Source organism: Paenibacillus sp. MDMC362, assembly GCF_003269305.1.
Taxonomy (GTDB): domain Bacteria; phylum Bacillota; class Bacilli; order Paenibacillales; family Paenibacillaceae; genus Paenibacillus_AQ.
The window spans coordinates 233,013-249,687 of record NZ_QLYT01000038.1 but is presented as its reverse complement, the minus strand read 5'-3'; the positions used below and the strand labels follow the sequence as shown (position 1 = coordinate 249,687).

The 16,675-nt window shown below is 43.4% G+C and carries 14 protein-coding genes and 2 pseudogenes; 11 read left to right on the top strand and 5 right to left on the bottom strand.

Going from position 1 to position 16,675, the window contains the following annotated elements; all coding sequences use genetic code 11:
- From DP091_RS20160 to DP091_RS20150, 3 genes are all read left to right on the top strand, one after another.
- A partial coding sequence (locus DP091_RS20160) for a DUF3600 domain-containing protein (protein ID WP_113059957.1) occupies nt 1–584 on the top strand: 584 nt, incomplete at its 5' end.
- A gap of 321 nt (nt 585–905) precedes the next feature.
- Nucleotides 906–1,055 carry a hypothetical protein gene (locus DP091_RS32395; protein WP_336245437.1) on the top strand — a complete coding sequence of 50 codons (150 nt, stop codon included), beginning with the start codon at nt 906–908 and terminating at the stop codon, nt 1,053–1,055.
- A gap of 255 nt (nt 1,056–1,310) precedes the next feature.
- Nucleotides 1,311–1,742 (top strand): VOC family protein, encoded by a 432-nt coding sequence (locus tag DP091_RS20150; protein WP_077566312.1) that lies wholly within the window; start codon nt 1,311–1,313, stop codon nt 1,740–1,742.
- A gap of 219 nt (nt 1,743–1,961) precedes the next feature.
- Here the strand turns inward: DP091_RS20150 and DP091_RS20145 are convergent, their stop codons facing one another.
- Nucleotides 1,962–2,459 carry a MarR family winged helix-turn-helix transcriptional regulator gene (locus DP091_RS20145; RefSeq protein ID WP_077566311.1) on the bottom strand — a complete coding sequence of 166 codons (498 nt, stop codon included), beginning with the start codon at nt 2,457–2,459 and terminating at the stop codon, nt 1,962–1,964.
- A gap of 220 nt (nt 2,460–2,679) precedes the next feature.
- Here DP091_RS20145 and DP091_RS20140 point away from each other — a divergent pair, with 220 nt between their 5' ends.
- From DP091_RS20140 to DP091_RS20105, 8 genes and pseudogenes are all read left to right on the top strand, one after another.
- Complete coding sequence (locus DP091_RS20140) at nt 2,680–4,122, top strand: MFS transporter (RefSeq protein ID WP_220091181.1); 1,443 nt, start codon at nt 2,680–2,682, stop codon at nt 4,120–4,122.
- A gap of 195 nt (nt 4,123–4,317) precedes the next feature.
- Nucleotides 4,318–4,711 (top strand): annotated as a pseudogene (locus DP091_RS20135) (P-loop NTPase family protein); the annotation flags it as partial.
- A 206-nt stretch (nt 4,712–4,917) separates the two neighbouring features.
- Nucleotides 4,918–5,409, top strand: a complete 492-nt coding sequence (locus tag DP091_RS20130) for an NUDIX hydrolase (RefSeq protein ID WP_113059956.1) — start codon at nt 4,918–4,920, stop codon at nt 5,407–5,409.
- A 318-nt stretch (nt 5,410–5,727) separates the two neighbouring features.
- Nucleotides 5,728–6,393 (top strand): carboxylesterase family protein, encoded by a 666-nt coding sequence (locus tag DP091_RS20125; RefSeq protein ID WP_006210636.1) that lies wholly within the window; start codon nt 5,728–5,730, stop codon nt 6,391–6,393.
- A gap of 726 nt (nt 6,394–7,119) precedes the next feature.
- On the top strand, nt 7,120–7,533 hold the full coding sequence (locus DP091_RS20120; protein ID WP_113059955.1) for a tyrosine-type recombinase/integrase: 414 nt from the start codon (nt 7,120–7,122) through the stop codon (nt 7,531–7,533).
- Nucleotides 7,534–7,728: 195 nt separating this feature from the next.
- The gene (locus tag DP091_RS20115; RefSeq protein ID WP_113059954.1) at nt 7,729–8,532 is read left to right on the top strand and encodes a class I SAM-dependent methyltransferase; all 804 of its coding nucleotides are present in this window, start codon (nt 7,729–7,731) and stop codon (nt 8,530–8,532) included.
- A gap of 563 nt (nt 8,533–9,095) precedes the next feature.
- Nucleotides 9,096–9,947, top strand: a complete 852-nt coding sequence (mle, locus tag DP091_RS20110) for an alpha/beta fold macrolide esterase (protein ID WP_113059953.1) — start codon at nt 9,096–9,098, stop codon at nt 9,945–9,947.
- A 120-nt stretch (nt 9,948–10,067) separates the two neighbouring features.
- Nucleotides 10,068–10,541, top strand: a pseudogene (locus tag DP091_RS20105) (phosphotransferase); the annotation flags it as partial.
- Between the two features lie 855 nt (nt 10,542–11,396).
- Here DP091_RS20105 and DP091_RS20100 read toward each other — a convergent pair.
- From DP091_RS20100 to DP091_RS20085, 4 genes are all read right to left on the bottom strand, one after another.
- The gene (locus DP091_RS20100) at nt 11,397–12,776 is read right to left on the bottom strand and encodes an extracellular solute-binding protein (RefSeq protein ID WP_113059952.1); all 1,380 of its coding nucleotides are present in this window, start codon (nt 12,774–12,776) and stop codon (nt 11,397–11,399) included.
- Nucleotides 12,777–12,815: 39 nt separating this feature from the next.
- Nucleotides 12,816–13,685 (bottom strand): carbohydrate ABC transporter permease, encoded by an 870-nt coding sequence (locus tag DP091_RS20095; RefSeq protein WP_071220686.1) that lies wholly within the window; start codon nt 13,683–13,685, stop codon nt 12,816–12,818.
- Between the two features lie 61 nt (nt 13,686–13,746).
- The gene (locus DP091_RS20090; RefSeq protein WP_113059951.1) at nt 13,747–14,697 is read right to left on the bottom strand and encodes a carbohydrate ABC transporter permease; all 951 of its coding nucleotides are present in this window, start codon (nt 14,695–14,697) and stop codon (nt 13,747–13,749) included.
- A 273-nt stretch (nt 14,698–14,970) separates the two neighbouring features.
- Nucleotides 14,971–16,644 carry a ribonuclease J gene (locus tag DP091_RS20085; RefSeq protein WP_113059950.1) on the bottom strand — a complete coding sequence of 558 codons (1,674 nt, stop codon included), beginning with the start codon at nt 16,642–16,644 and terminating at the stop codon, nt 14,971–14,973.
- Nucleotides 16,645–16,675 lie beyond the last annotated feature (31 nt).

Genomic DNA, 16,675 nt, shown 5'->3' with positions numbered 1-16,675 from the left:
TCCCAACAGGTGCTTTTGCCGGTTATAGCTACATAGCTGATTCCATCTATGGTTCGAGGGAAAATATCGGAGTAACTCAAAAACAATATGATGAGCTGGAGGCAAAGCTGCAGACCGCTAAACAAAACCTAAGTGAAGAGGAGTTTACAAAATGGATGTCCTTACTAAAAGAATTGGGCACCCTTAATTTGAAAGTTGCCGATGCAAATGGGGATTTTCATATCGAGAGATTGAGTGTAGGAGAGCAAAAAATCTATAGAAGGTTAACCGCAGAGCTAGAGCCACTCTATCGCAAATTAAATGAAGTTCAATCAACGAAGGGAGAAGCTAAACCTATAGATAGCGCTACTTTTTGGAATGGAGTGCTAGATGAAGCAGGGCAAATATTAAGCAAAGAAGAGTTTGATGAGTTTCAAAAATTAGTAAATGAATTAATGGCTTATGACGCCAAAACACTTGATCCGGATGGTAGTGTTCATATTGAACGGCTATCAAAGGAAGATCAAACGAATATAGAGCAAGTGGAACAGCAGTTGCAACCATTTTTTAAGAAGTTGGGCATTACAATTAAGCCGAAAGATTGATCTCCACTTGTCGAGGAACAAGAACATGTACGCTTAAAAGTCCGCATAAATAGCGGGCTTTTTTGATTAGCGGCTTTAGCCAGTTGAGATCGCGAAGCGTGCGAAACAAAGACTTAAGCGGAACAAATGAAAAAATGTCGAGTGTTGGGGGACAAGAACATAGTCCGATTACCGATAGATGATCATCTAAATAATAAGCATATGTAGTTAAAACCTTCAATAACACCATGATGCATGACAGTTTTTCACATTGTTATGGAACAACTCTTTGATCGGGTGTATGGGAGCGGACTTTGATCGCCCACCGGCTTCTCTAGACAAATGAAGATGGAAGATCCGTCTAACATCACCATGCAAGTATACCGCTGGGCCAGCAAGCTGCTGGAAGAGCATTGGGATGGCTTGCCGGGCTTTTTTTTATGTAGAATAATTTGTGTCATCAAAAAATGCAGAAAAGTGGCCACACTATAGGATTTTGACTCAAATGTGACTACATTATAGAGTAGCCTTCATAGAATCTAACCAGGTCGCAAAATTGGCAAGATCTTTGGTGTTGAAGGATTTCTATCTGTTGATGATTATCATAATCTCGATCAGTCTTTTCGACTTTGCCATTGTAAACTCCATTTCTTGTATTTATGACAAGTTTTGTCACTATTGTACGATAAGATGCTAATGAAGTCCAAATAACAAATTGGACAATTTCAAGTAAAAGGAGCTGTTTATATGTCAATGCGCTCAACACCATTTATTATGCTGGATGGACAAGCTGCGGAAGCGATTGAGTTTTACCGGGAAGCGTTGAACTCGAAATTACTGTTCAAAACTACGTACGGGGAAGGCACGGATGCCGATGGTTTGCCTGATGAAGTGAAGACTCGTATTTCCCATGCTGTGTTGCAAACCGGTGAAAATGATTTGATGGTCGCTGACATCTTTCCGGGGAAATCTATTGTAATCGGAGATCAGGTAAATATTTGCATTACAGCTACGCAACAAAGCGAGATTGAAGAAATGTATAAAAAATTCAGTGAAAAAGGACAAGTTATATTCCCGTTGCAAGAAACTGAATTCAGTCCCTGCTTCGGAATAGTGAAAGATCATTTTAACATTACATTTCAGTTCTTCATGAATGATACAACAAGCAGTTGGAGCTGAAAATAAAAGGCCTTGACCGGGGAGGGGAACCGCCCCCTTAATGTAAGACAAATTAAAACACCTTCAATAAAATGCAACCATGTCGTAGGGCATGGAGATCATCTTGGAGGTGTTTTTTTGTCGGCAACTAGAGTTAGCTATCCTGTTGAAGTGAAAATGAAAGCTATTGGTATGAGGGTAGACAGCATTCCGGGAAAAGAAGCCATTGTCAGTGCTTTTTTATTCTGAATTGGGTTCTTGATGTTGTTCATCCAGGACTAATCTCATAGTCGAGTTAAACTTGTTTAAAAAAGTCACATATTGATTCAACTGCAAGTCCGTATATTCTCTGAGCATTGAATCTACGTGGTTAGCGAGAGGTCCAAAAAACTGTGCAGTATGTGCTTGGACATTAGGACCGCTATGTAGAGTAACCATCCGTCGATCGGTAGCTTCGCGAGTACGATATATGTGCCCAGCACGTTCAAGACGGTTAAGCAATGCAGTGGTTGCTCCCGACGATAACGAAATACGCTCACTTAACCGTGCAGGCGATAATGGAGAACCAATATCCTCCGCGTAGAAAATCTCTATTAATGCAATAGCGTCAGTAGAATGTAAATTAAGCGAAGTTGCAAATCGGTGTGAAAGCTCGGCGTAATTCGCACCAAACCGTCGAAGTTCATTTACAATTTGCTCGCGGTGTTCAGTGACGTCTCTAAGTTCTGGATTATCCATGGATACTTTCTCCTTGATTAATATCAATATATCATCTCTAGATTATCACACTAGCTTAATCACCACTATCTTAATGTACTTCAAAGCGACTGTAAAGGCGTAAACGGATATGTTGTATTGGTTATATTGAATGGAAATATTCCCTTGACAATATAATTCGATAATGTTGTATAATAATAAAGCTTTATCATAAAGATACTTTACAGTGGAGGTATTTAAATTGAAAAGTCGATTAGTAAGTCCCCGTTCACAACTAATTGCTCTAGTTGTCGTCTTAGTTGCGGTTTTCATGGAATTGCTTGATGCAACGATTGTCAGTGTAGCTGCTCCTTCGATAGCCGTATCGTTAGGAGCCAGCGAAGCAGAGCTCCAATGGACGGTGGCAGGGTACACACTTGCGTTAGCAGCTGGATTAATAACGGGCGGACGAATAGGTGACCAGTTTGGACGGAGACGTGCTTTCTTAATAGGACTTATGGGGTTTACCTTAGCCTCGTTATTATGTGCGCTTGCTACTAGTCCGGCTTTCTTAATCGCTGCACGTGTTGCGCAAGGGTTAACTGGAAGTTTAATGATACCCCAGGTTTTTGGCATTATTCGCACAGCGTTTACGCCATCTCAACGAGCTAAGGCATTCGGAGCCTATGGTGCTGTTTTAGGTCTAGCTAGCCTGGCGGGGCCACTGCTTGGTGGAATACTTGTTAATGCTGATCTTTTGGGATTGGGTTGGCGAACCATTTTTGGGGTGAACGTACCAGTCGGTATCGTCGGTCTTATTCTTGGATTCAGGTATATACCTGAATCCCGTGGAGCTGGTTCAATGAAACTTGACTTGGGTGGCGCAGTACTAATTTCATTTGCGATGATATTAATTTTGTTACCTATAGTACAGGGACGTGAGTGGGGGTGGCCTTGGTGGGGCTTCGTAATGCTTGCCTTATCTATCCCATTGATAGCGCTTTTTTTTATGAGAGAAAGCCGCTTGGCCGCAGGCGGCGACCAACCAATACTGGATCCGGCGCTTTTGCGTATAAGAGCATTTACAAGTGGTCTTTCCGCTTCCCTGTTATTTTTTGGGGGTATAGGCTCATTTTTCTTCCTATTTGCCCTTTACCTTCAATTCGGCACCGGACGGGATGCGCTTGAAACGGGTATGGCCATTCTTCCTTACGCGATAGGGTCTATCATTACATCTGGCATCGGTGTCCAATTTGCAAACCGGGCCGGTCGCGCCATGCTTGTGTTCGGCAGTTTACTTCTTGCGATCTCTCAGGGAATTCTATTGCTAAATGTCAGAGATGGTGTTGATCCATCTTATTGGGCGCTCGCCTTGCCAATGTTTATCGGCGGATTAGGGATCGGTTTTACTGCGCCTATTCTGGTGAATGTCATTATTGCTGGGGTCCCTGGCAAAGATGCTGGTTCTGCCGGTGCCGTTCTTACTACGATTGGTCAAATAGGCAACTCCATCGGAATTGCGATCCTGGGTGTCCTTTTCTTCTCTAGGTTAAACTCTTCATTTACCGTTGAAGAAAATCAATTGATTGCTTATGGCGATGCATTGACCTTTATTCTTCCCTGGCTAATTGCATGTTATGTTATAGCAGCTGCTCTCATGCTTTTGCTGCCAGCAAAAGCAGCCTCTGAGGAACTTCATCACTGATATCAGGGACAGCAAACAATTCGCCACCAATTATTCTGTATAAATATGCCATTAATCTTCAGACGTGGGACGAATAAGAACCTGTACTTGGTAGTAGCGCTCGAAATCCAAATCGTTGATGTAGCCACGCTGAAAAACACAAGTTACGTCAAACTCATGAAGCAGTTCATCATTTTGGATTCAGTCATTTTTAGTAAAATCACAATTTTTACCGGTGTGTCCGGGTCTGGTAAATCGTCGATTGTCTTTGATACCATCGCTGCAGAAGCGCAGGCGCTGTTGAACGATAACTTCAGTTTGCACTTAATTTCCTGCCTCGCAACCGCAAGCCGACAATATCGAAAGCCTGAGCATGGCGATTGTGGTCGACCAGAAGCGGCTTGGAGGAGGCATGCAATCGACACTCGGCACGGTCAGCGATATTGCTCCGATGTTACGCTTGTTATTCGAGCGTGTGGGCCAGCCGTAAGTAGGCAATGTCGACCATTTCTCCTTCAATACTACACAAGGGATGTGCCCGGTATGCAACGGAGTCGGTCGGAAAGTGGGTGTCGATCTGGAGGCTGCCATAGACCAAAGCAAATCTCTGGGGTAGGTTTATCGGAACAAGTTCTTGTTCCGAGTCGAGGACAAGAACTTGTTCCGATTGCCGTAAAGGACAATAATATAAGCCGATTACCGATTAGATGAGTATCTAACTATGTTTCAAAGAAATTTCATTAAACTTACGGGCAGGGTAGTGAGAGAACGCTGTGGAATAAATATACAAACATTACTGCATAAGGAGGTCGTAATATGCCATTTCCAACGCATATCGTTGCAACAGGTGGATTTATAGAAGATGAGGAAGGAAATATACTTTTAGTAAAAACTCGTGACGGTGGTTGGGTATACCCTGGTGGACAAGTGGAAGTTGGAGAAAATCTGATAGATGGTTTGATTCGCGAAATCAAAGAGGAAAGTGGAATTGACACTACGGTTAGCTACTTAATTGGTGTCTATTCAAATACAGGGATTTTTAAATGGTATGATGGTGTGACTGATGTTCCTACGCAAGTTGGGTTTGATTTCGTATGTAAGCCTGTTGGTGGGGAGTTATTAGCTGTTACTGAGGAAACAACCGATAGTCGCTGGGTGGCGAAGGATAAAGTTCTTGATTTCATTGAAAACCCCGCTATTCGCACCCGCTATCAGGCATATTTGGACTTTAATGGAGCGGTAAATTACATGGCGTATTTAACGAAACCAGAGTTCATAATCAAACACCAAACAATTATTTCGAAGTAGATTTTACGTATAAAAAGAACATTACGACGTATGTTTTTGTCGTAGGACAGAAACATTGTCCCATTGAAAGTCGCTATTTTAGCGGTTTTTTGTTTTATCGGTACAAATTCTTGTCCCGAGCCAAGGACAAGAACTTGTACCGATTGCCGTAAAGGACAAGAACATGGTCCGATTACCGATTAGATAAGTATCTAATTATGTTTCCATGCAACTTCATTAGCTAACGGGCAGGTTAATGCAACTGAAGGAATTCCGGGAAATATGGGGAATTCTATTTTTACCCCCTATGGGAGATATCAGTAAAGTGAGGGAGATACAATGAGTCAAACCGCAAATAAATTTGAAAAAGAAATAACTAAAAGAGTGCGGATGAAATACCTCTTACATTTGCCAGATCAACATGAAAAAGAGTCCTCAAATAAGTGGCCTTTAATCTTGTTTCTTCACGGGGCAGGTGAACGTGGAGATGATCTGGAGTTGGTAAAAGCACATGGAATTCCTATGATAGCAGAACGCGATCCTTCTTTTCCATTCATTACGATTTCCCCTCAATGCCCGGAGGATTCTTTTTGGAATGCTGAACAAGACGGATTGATGGCATTAGTAGATGAGATCATTGCAAACTATAACGTTGATCCAGATCGGATATACTTGACGGGGCTAAGCATGGGTGGTTATGGGACGTGGCACTTAGCAGCAGAATATCCAGGAAGGTTCGCAGCTATCGCTCCGATATGTGGTGGAGGTAACCCCAACCGGGTACATGAACTAGTAGGAACACCCATCTGGGCATTCCATGGCGCGAAGGATGATATAGTGTCCATTTCTGAATCAGAAAAAATGGTAGACGCACTTCGCGAAAACGGTGGAAATGTCTCTTTCACAATTTATCCTGAGACGAATCACAACTCCTGGACAGAAACATACGATAATCCGGAATTATATAGCTGGTTTTTAGGTCATTCTTTAATGGTAAGGAAATGAAGTTGTTTTACATTAAGTTAAAATATCATGGAGCAGTTCGCCTGTTGGCAGCTGCTCCTTTTTTTTAGCTAACGGAAGATATAGAAAAAACAGAAAATCATTGAATTACAAACTACCAAAATCCTTTTGTGATTTGGTATCACAGTTTAGCAATGGTTCATTTCTGTACATGATTCAAGAAGTTAGTGCAGTAGGAGATAGAAACAAGAAAAACTTATCGAATCAGAGACTTTCATTATAAAGAATGACGAGCGTTGAGACTCATAAAATGATTAATATTAGAGAGGGTGGATCAGTGGAAATAGGGCCATTTAATCCCGTTTTCTCTAGATCGTAAGCGAAATGCCTGGTGTTTTATTGCGAACCAGATGAAGAATGAAGAATACAAAGTTGCTTATTTCGATAGTCGCAACCCCAAATTGTATGGAATCATGGATTTCAAAGGGACCATGTTCTTGCCCTCGGACATTCGTTCATCCTTTCTCCTAGAGACGCACTCAATTTCCAACGTTTGATTGAACGTGAGGTGTTATGAAAAATCTCGTCGTAATTAGTATTTATTCCAACCTTATTCCATAGAAATCACGTTATAGTCATACAAGGTTCTAATAAATTCCTCTCTATTGTTTATCAAAACCTTTAACCACTGATTGAAATTGAGGATTTTGCTAATTCAGAATTAATGAATCGGTATCTATCGGGCGAGGATATCGAGCTGCAAGAAGCATGGGAAAAATCGAGGATCTTAACTGGGAAAATTGCTCTGCAATTGTTAATGGCAAAGGTTCAAAGCAGAGAGAAGTTTATTTCACGACAGAGTGTAAAGTGTGGCTCAAGAAGTATCTGGCCGGCCGTGAAGACAACTGTAAAGCCTTATTCGTAACCGATACACATCCGAGTAGACGGATGGCCATTCCTACGATCCGGTGGGCGTTGAAACGGCTTGCAGGCCGAGGAGAGATTGAAGTAAATCTATATCCGCATCGATTTCGTCATACCTATGCGTGCCAACTCCTCGATAATGGAGCACCTTTAGATTTCATTCAAGGCATGCTAGGGCATGAAAAAGCATCGACCACTCAAATATATGCTCAGCTGCGCGGCGAACGACGACGAGAACTTTATCGTCGATTTTTTTAGCATTTTGAATAACAGCAGATTCCCCTTAAAGTCCGCCTTTATTCAACTAAAGGGCAGGATAGTGCAGCAGATCATAGAATAAATTATGTTATATCCTCGGATCTGGATGTGATTCCCAATGAGATACATGGAGTATTTGAATTTATCGACGGTTCATCCGGCCAAGTCAATCGCCTGCCGTATTAAGGAGGTACTATGAACTCGAAAAATGATAATAAATTGCGCGAATCATTCGAACAAGCCGCGAATATTTATCAGCAGTCGCGTCCGGAGTACCCTGATGAATTGTTCGATGACTTAATCTTTGCTACAAATTTGAATCCAGGCGATCGTTTGTTGGAAGTGGGTTGTGCTACAGGAAAGGCTACTCTCCCATTAGCCAAGCGCGGATTTAAAATCACGTGCGTAGAACTTGGAGCCGAGCTCGCTGCAGTTGCCCGTCATAACCTTGTCGGAATGGACGTTGACATAATCAACAGTAATTTCGAAGACTGGCAACCGGAGGCGGAGAATAGTTTTGATCTGGTATTCGCTGCAACCGCTTGGAAATGGGTTGATCCCGAAGTTCGGTACATGAAGGCATGGCAGGCACTTCGTCCTGGTGGACACCTAGCATTTTGGAACGCAGATCACGTTTTTCCAGACGATGAAGACCCATTCTTCCGTGAAATTCAAACCGTTTACTATGAGATCGGCGAAGGTAAATCGGTAGACAACAACGATTGGCCAAGGCCAGGGGAACTTCACGTGCAAAGAGATGAGATTGAGAAAAGCGGCCTTTTTGAGGTTGTTCGCATACGACATTTCGATTGGGAGCGCATTTATCATGTTAACGCTTATATTAAACTCCTCGAAACCTTCTCCGGGCACATACTTATGGAGGAATGGAAACGCGAAAAACTCTTCAACGAAATCCGAGTTCGCCTTAATAGTCGCCCAGAAAAGTCGGTTCGCCGCCACTGGGGCGCTGTTCTCCATGTCGCCCGTCGAAAAGATTGACAATGGAGACAAAAGCTTCTCATCGTTATGCTAACGGGGAACGTTAGTTCAATAAAAGACAAGTAGGCAGCCGTTAACGAGATCGGCTGCCTTTATTAAACTAACGGGCAGATTAGCGTTGAACTGAGCGGTTAGCCTGAAAGACACTTTCCAGGTGTTGACATAGAAATTCATCATGTGTTAGCATTGCAATAATTGATAAGAGCGGAGGGGTTACGTGTGTTAAACTAATTCTTCGATATTCTTTGCACAAATGAATTTAAATAGTGGTTTAAGGCTATTTGTTTTGCGTGCATCGTAATCGAAGATTGGTTTACCTTCCACGGTAACCTAGTTTAGTACTATGCGATTGGAGACAGGGGTAACTCTAAGCTCATGTCGTATAGGCTGGATTTAAAGAAAATGTAATGAACCCTTTTGATCTATCCGGTGAGGGGACTGCGAGTCTATCATAGGGTAATCATCTAATTACGTTCATTTTCAATTTCTTTATTCGATTACTGCATGCACAGGCCGATAGCCTGTGTTTTTTTTATTTCTACATTAATATTGGAGGAATTTACATGAACGAACGATTAATAAAAGTAAATGGGATTGAAATATGTACCGACAGTTTCGGAATACAAGGTAACCCGGCAATATTACTGATTATGGGTGCCCAATCCTCAATGATTTGGTGGGAAGAAGAATTTTGCCGGCGCCTGGCAGATACAGGACGTTTTGTCATTCGTTATGATAACCGCGATGTTGGACGTTCAACAACTTACGAACCTGGTCAACCGGTCTATACTTTCGAAGATATGGCAGATGATGCTGTTCGAGTATTGGATGCTTATAAAATTCAGCAGGCACACATCGTAGGCTTGTCCATGGGTGGTATGCTGACTCAAATGATAGCTCTGCGGCATCCAGAGAGAGTTTTAACCATTACCCTCTTATCAACGTCCAATTTTGCTCCGGATCTCCCCCCGATGGAGGAAAGGATTATGGATTTTTTCTCGAATGTGGGGGCAATAGATTGGAATAACGAACAATCGGTAGTCGAATTTGCAATAGATAGATCAAGAATCCTAGTGGGTTCAAAGCATCCTTTTGATGAGAAAAAAGTTTATCATTTGGCACAAGAAGAAATAAAAAGAAGCAAAAATATGGCCAGCATCCATAATCATGGCATGCTCACAGGTGGAGAATCCTATTTGTCTAGGACGGGTGAAATAAACGTGCCCGCTTTGGTTATACATGGCACTGAAGATCCGATTATCCCTTATGAACATGGAAAAAATCTTGCTAACGAAATTCCAGGTGCGGTTTTATTGACATTGGAAGGTACTGGGCATGAGCTTCACTATGGCGACTGGGATATAATAATCGATTCTATTTCAAATCACACTGCGATACCAAATCAGTTCAGCTAACGATCAATAATAGACACGAAGGCAGCCTGCCCGAACGTTCGGCTGCCTTTTCCAAGCTAATTGAACAAACAGGATTGTTTTACGGTTTAAAGAAAGTCATATCAGGGAGGAATATTTTTAATGTCAAACCATGAAAATGAAGTAATACTAACAGGAGGGAATGTCTCTAAAGTGTATCGTTCGGGAGATACTGTACGACGCGAATTAAAACCAGATAGTTACAAAATTCATAAGCTATTAAAGCATTTGGAGAACAAAGGTTTCAGTTATGCACCTAAATTTTTAGGTATTGATGAAAAAGGAAGAGAGATATTATCATTTATTGAAGGAGAAGCTGGTAATTATCCTTTAAAGGAATACATGTGGTCTGATGATGTTTTAATAGAAATAGCGAAAATGCTCAGGTTTTATCATGATTCTGTGAGTGATTTTTCATTTGATGAGAGCTGGAAATCGATAGATAACACCCCTCTAGAGTTTGAAGTATTGTGCCATAATGATTTTGCAATATACAACATTATTTTTAATCAAGAAAAACCAATAGGTATTATTGATTTTGATGTTGCTGGACCTGGTCCAAGACTTTGGGACATAATGTAAGGACGATTACGGATTATTTGACATATGTACAAAATACGAGTTTTGTGAAACAGAGTGAAACAGATGTTAACTAAAATCGTTTCCAACTAATTTTTCTGATATTTTGCTTAAATCCTACAATTATTACTTATACTCAACTTTGTCATCGTTCTCTTCCGTTTCTAATCAACTATTCGGTTGGTTTTATTTTTTCGCTCAAATATTTCATCATTCGATTAAGTCTCACTTGAATTGCACTTAAATCCTAGCTTTAATCAATCATCATAATTATCGATCATCGCGTCGATCGTTTTGAACGTTTTTCACTAAATCTTAATTTCGTGTGATCATCCAGATTCATTTGTAATAAGTTTTTTTGCTACACCGTCTAGATTGTTGATTTAGTTTTTTTTGATCATTACCTGGATTATGTTTATCTATTGTTTTTTTCTTTCATTATCATCACTAGCACTTCCTGAACATTTATCCTTGTAATTTTTCACGTTGCCTCCCTTCTATATCCTTATCATATACCATTTATTGTTATTTTATGTGTAATTTCAATATCTATTTTATTCGCTTTGAACTCTATGATCGCCCTATCCTGAATAATCTACATACGCAATATCACAAAAAAACCGGCCATATAGGTCGGTTTTTTCCGGGCATCATCAAGATCATGCACGTTTTACATAATACTGGAATATATTGTGTTGTTTGACTCATATAATCATCATGATTAGGCCCGTCTCTGCAGGGATAGGATTACCTAGGTTTTATACAGTCTTTTCACACGGCGGATAACCCTCGAATCCGTGAATTTTATGTCTCAACCACGCCAAGACGCACCCAGTGCAGTCTCCTCCTGATTTACTTCAGATTTGCCGACCATTTCTCAGCCCGAGCCTGCAGATCATCCAGAAACTTCTGAATATCCGGTGCGTTTCCGGATGCAGCCTGGCTAATAAATCCGTTAATGGCAGGAGCGATATCGCTCATGTAGAACGGATTGGCTTCATCCATAAGCTCCGAGTGGCCGACATCTGCGATTTCGAGTGCTTTCTTCACAAACTTGTCTTCCGGCGTTACGAAATCAGCGTTTTTAAGTGTCGGAGTACTGGAGAAGTTTTCATACATATATTTTTGCGTCATGTAGCTGGTCAAAAACTTTAACACTTCCCATGATGCATCCACATCTTTCGCATTCTTCGCCATGATGAACGGGTCAACCGCAACCCAGCCTTCGCCTTTAGGCCCCATGTTCAGCACCGGCTCAAAACGGTCCAGCAGCTCTTTATTCTGCTTCGACCGGTATTCACTCATCGTAGAGCCGCCGGTGGAATCAAGGGCAATGGCGATATTGTTCTTCTCCAGTCCGAAATTCTCGGCTCCCTGGGCATTCACGAAACCTGCTGGCGGCAGTTGTGCGGCTTCTTTCAGCCATTCCAGCACTTTGACCATCTCTGGTGAATTCAAGTGCCATTTAATGTTCTTGATATCTTTCAGCGATCCTTCCGCTCCTTTGGCGCCATAAGCAAGGGTTAATGCAACAAAGGTGGATCCGTTTAATGAATTGCCGCTCCAATACAGACCGTAATTGTCCTCACCGGTTTTCGGGTTTTTGCCGGTCATTTGCTTGGCTTTCTCCAGAATTTCATCCGGTCCTGGCTGTGCCGAGAGTGTTTCGACACCCCAGTCTTCAAACAGCTTCTTATCATATATCGTCATCCGGCGGCCAAGAACGGCAGGAATCCCAAACTGCTTGCTTCCATCGGGCGACTTGGTGCTGTAAGAGTTGTTCATAATGCCTTCCAGATAAATGCTCGGGTCAAACGAAGTATCCTTTTCAATCAAGTCGTCCAGATCACGCAAAAGCCCTTCCTGATACCATTGCGATGCAAAGGCTCCCCCGGTATACAAGACATCCGCATCGCCGGAGAGCAGCATGGCCGTTTGTTTGGCTTTTACGTTCTCCCAAGGAATTTGATAAACCTCCAGCTTGATGTTCGGATACATTTTTTTGAACGTTTTATCCAAATATTCGTTGAGTCCGATGGTCGGGTTGCCTGTCAGCGCATCGATTCCGTTATCCAGCTGCCAGCCGGCCAGGGCAACACGAACCGTACCTTTCATGTCTGATACCTTTTCAATTGTAACGCCGCCTGTTACATCTTTTCCCGAACTGCCTGAACAAGCGGCCAATGTAAACACCAGCACGAATGACAGGATAAGCAGCACAGCTTTTTTCATCACATCAACACCCCCGCATAATTTTAGCTTTATTCTGAATTATTGTTTGATACCGGATAGCGCAATGCTCTCGATAATATAACGCTGCAGGAACATATAAACGACGATAACCGGAATGAGGCTCGTAGTCGTGGCCGCCATAATTATAGATGGCTGTTGGTTAATACCGTTGTTATACGTAAACATGGCCAATCCAATCTGGATTGTGTACTTGGCAGCCGATTTCAAGATCAGCAGCGGCCACAGCATATCATTCCATACGCCTAAGAACAGCAGAATGACCATGGTGGCGATAATGGGCGTGCACAGCGGCAGATAGACCCGGCTGAATACGGTGATTTCCTTGGCGCCATCCAGAACGGCCGCTTCCCTTAGACTGCTGGGCAATTGATCGAAGAAGGCTTTAGCTAAAAAGGTACCGAACGCATAGTTCATGGCCGGCAAATAAAAAGCCAGGTAATTGTCGACCAGTCCGAGTTTGCTGAACAGCAAATACTGCGGAATCATCGTCATTTCGAACGGAATCATCATCGTGCTGAGTGCTAGCAGCAGGACGAAGTTTGCTCCTTTGAAGCGAAGCTTGGATAAGGCATAACCGGATAGAAGTGCTGACAACGAGCTGATAATGATGACCCCTGCACTTACAAGCGTGGAGTTCCCGATATATCGGAACATATTAATGTTGGTGAAGGCGGCTTCATATGTTCGAATCGAAGGCTCCTCCGGCCATATTTTCGGTGGGAATGAAATATTTAATCGTGCAGCCCAATCGAAGCTCGTTACCAGCATCCATAAGAATGGCACAATCATGATGAATGAACCTACCAACAGAACCAGTGTTAGGATCAGCTGTTGAAGTGTAATTCGTTTACGGCGCACAGGCTCCTTGGGCAAGGCTGAACTGCTCATAGTTACCCTCCTGTCTTCTGGAATAAGATTCCCCTATGGATCCGAATCATGGATAATGGCATTAGTCCAAACTGTCTTTGCGGCGGTTGAGCAGCATGAGGAACACGGTTAGGATGAGTATGATGACGAATAACAGATAGGATACGGCCGTAGCCAGCCCCATCTGCGAAGAGAGAAACGCATTTCGGTAAATATACAGCACCATGGTCATCAAGCTTCCCCCTGGATTACCAGCGGTTCCGCCGATTAGCCATACATCCGTAAACCGTTTCATTCCGCCGATGGTTCCCATGATGAGCATGAACACGAAGATTGGACGCAAGTATGGAATCGTAATGTACCACCATTTCCGGTAGGTGCCGGCCCCATCCACTTCTGCAGCTTCATAAAGATCACGCGGAACGCTCTGCAAACCAGCCAGAAAAATAATGGTGTTGTACCCAAGCGCACCCCATAAACTCATGAGCACGATACTGTAACGCGCCACTTCCGGGTTCGTGAACCAACCGACGGGATCAAGGCCGAACAAACCAATCACAAAGTTGATCAGCCCTTCCTTGGACGGAAAAAACAAGAAGGAGAACAACAAGCTTGTAGCAACGCCTGACACGACATTGGGAAGAAAATATACCGCTTTGAAAAAATTACGTCCCAGATGCCATTTCAGATTATTAATTAGGCTCGCTAAAACAAACGATAGTGCGATTCCAAGCAGTACAGACCATATCCCCATGACAAACGTATTTGAAAGCGCTTGCCAAAATAAGGAATCTTCTAATGCGTATTGGTAGTTGCTCAGGCCCACCCAGGTGCCGGATAAATTGAGCCCGGATGTCTGATGAAAACTCATAAACAGTGCGGCAAACATAGGATAAATGGCAAACACGATGACGCCAACAATCAGTGGGGCGCTGAATAGATAGCCCATCCAGTCATTGCGCGTAAATCTGAACTTTCGTTTAGCCCATTTTCCATGCTCCGCTGTCCATTTCCCTTCTGGGGTGGATGACAAACCGATCCTCCTCCTTTCGTTAATAACCGGATCCATTCCGGTAATCGGACAAGACGTTCATGTCCATTCTGTAAATGGTTATGTGTACGAATCCGGATTATGTGTTATTCTTTTTTTCACAGACGTGAATGGAAGAACAATACCTTCAGCGATTCCTTATCGGCAGTGTATGCAGCGGCCTGCATCCGGGTGTATGCCTACACCGACCATGTTTCAATCTCACCGAAAAAAGCACAGCCTGAAATAGGCTGTGCTTCTCTATAATTCGAATGCTTATACCTCGATAATGATGGGAAGAATCATCGGCCGTCTCTTTGTCTCGCTGTATATGAATTTCCCAACATGATCTTTCAAGGTCTGCTTGATCAGATTCCATTGGGTGGACCCGGTTTCCGTTAAATCCTTCATGGAAGACATGACGATATCGTGGATTTGACCCATGAATTCCTCCGAATCCTTCACAAAAATGAAACCTCTGGATATGAGCTCCGGCTTCGCTACCATCTGCTTTTCCGTTTTGCTGAGCGTGGTTACGATAATGAGCATCCCGTCCGATGACAGCTGTCTACGGTCCCGCAAAACGATGCTGCCCACGTTCCCGATCATCAATCCGTCAACCAGGCTGTTCCCTGAAGGAATTTTTGGACCTAAGGAGGCCATTCCCTGCTGGATTTGGATCGTGTCGCCATTCTGGATGATGAACACATTCTCATTAGGGATCCCCACGGAATCCGCCAGTTGACGATGCTGATACAGCATACGGAACTCACCATGAACAGGAATTAAATAATCCGGTTTCATCAAGGTGAGCATTAATTTCAACTCTTCTTGGCTGCCGTGCCCGGATACGTGCATCCCTGAAGCTGATCCGGACCCGTAGATGACCTGAGCACCCAGCACGTACAAGTTATCGATCACATGAGCCAGGTTCCGCTCATTTCCCGGTATGGCTCCTGCAGCAATGATGACGGTATCGCCGGGCAAAATCTCGATATGGGGATGCTTGGAGTTGGCCAATCGTGATAAAGCTGCCATAGGTTCCCCTTGACTCCCCGTGCACAGGACGGCAATTTTGTCCGGTGGATAACGCTCGCTGTCGCCTGCATCAATGAGTAAGTCATCGGGGATATTTAAGTAGCCATGCTCCTTGGATACGCTAACGACATTCACCATGCTGCGGCCGAGGAGAATGAGCTTTCGTCCTGTTTCAGTGGCGGCATCGATGATTTGCTGAACACGGTTCACGTTCGACGCAAACGTAGAGATGAATACCTGCTGTTTGGCCTGTGCGAATGCTTCCAGGATATGTCCGCCAACGAGACGTTCCGAAGGCGTAAATCCCGGTCTCTCGGCGTTTGTGCTCTCGGATAATAACACCTTTACCCCTTGTTTGCCGATTTCAGCCATCCGATGCAGATCCGGATATGGTCCCTTCACAGGAGACATGTCAAATTTGAAATCCCCCGTGTGGACAACATTGCCTTCCGGCGTCTGAAAGACGATACCCACGCAGTCCGGGATGCTGTGACTGGTTGAAAAAAAAGAGGCACGGATGGCACCCGCTTCTATGGTGGAATTTGCATCAATCGTGTGGAGCTCGGATTCACGCAGAAGGCGATGCTCTTTCAGCTTGATTTTAATCAGCTCAATCGTGAGCTTCGTCCCATACACAGGGATCGGGAGCTGCCTCAGCAAATAAGGTATCCCTCCAATATGGTCCTCATGTCCGTGTGTGACAATAAGAGCTCTGACTTTATCCGCATGGTCCAGCAAATAGGTGAAGTCAGGCACAATTAAATCAATGCCGGGCAGGTTTTCGTCTGGGAACTTGGAGCCGCAATCAATGACCACGATATCTTGATCATACTGAATGAAGTACATGTTCTTACCAATTTCATTAACGCCGCCTAGCGCTGCGACCAGCAATTGATGTTCAGCTATATTCATAACGATGAAACCTCCTTCTCTCTATCCACCT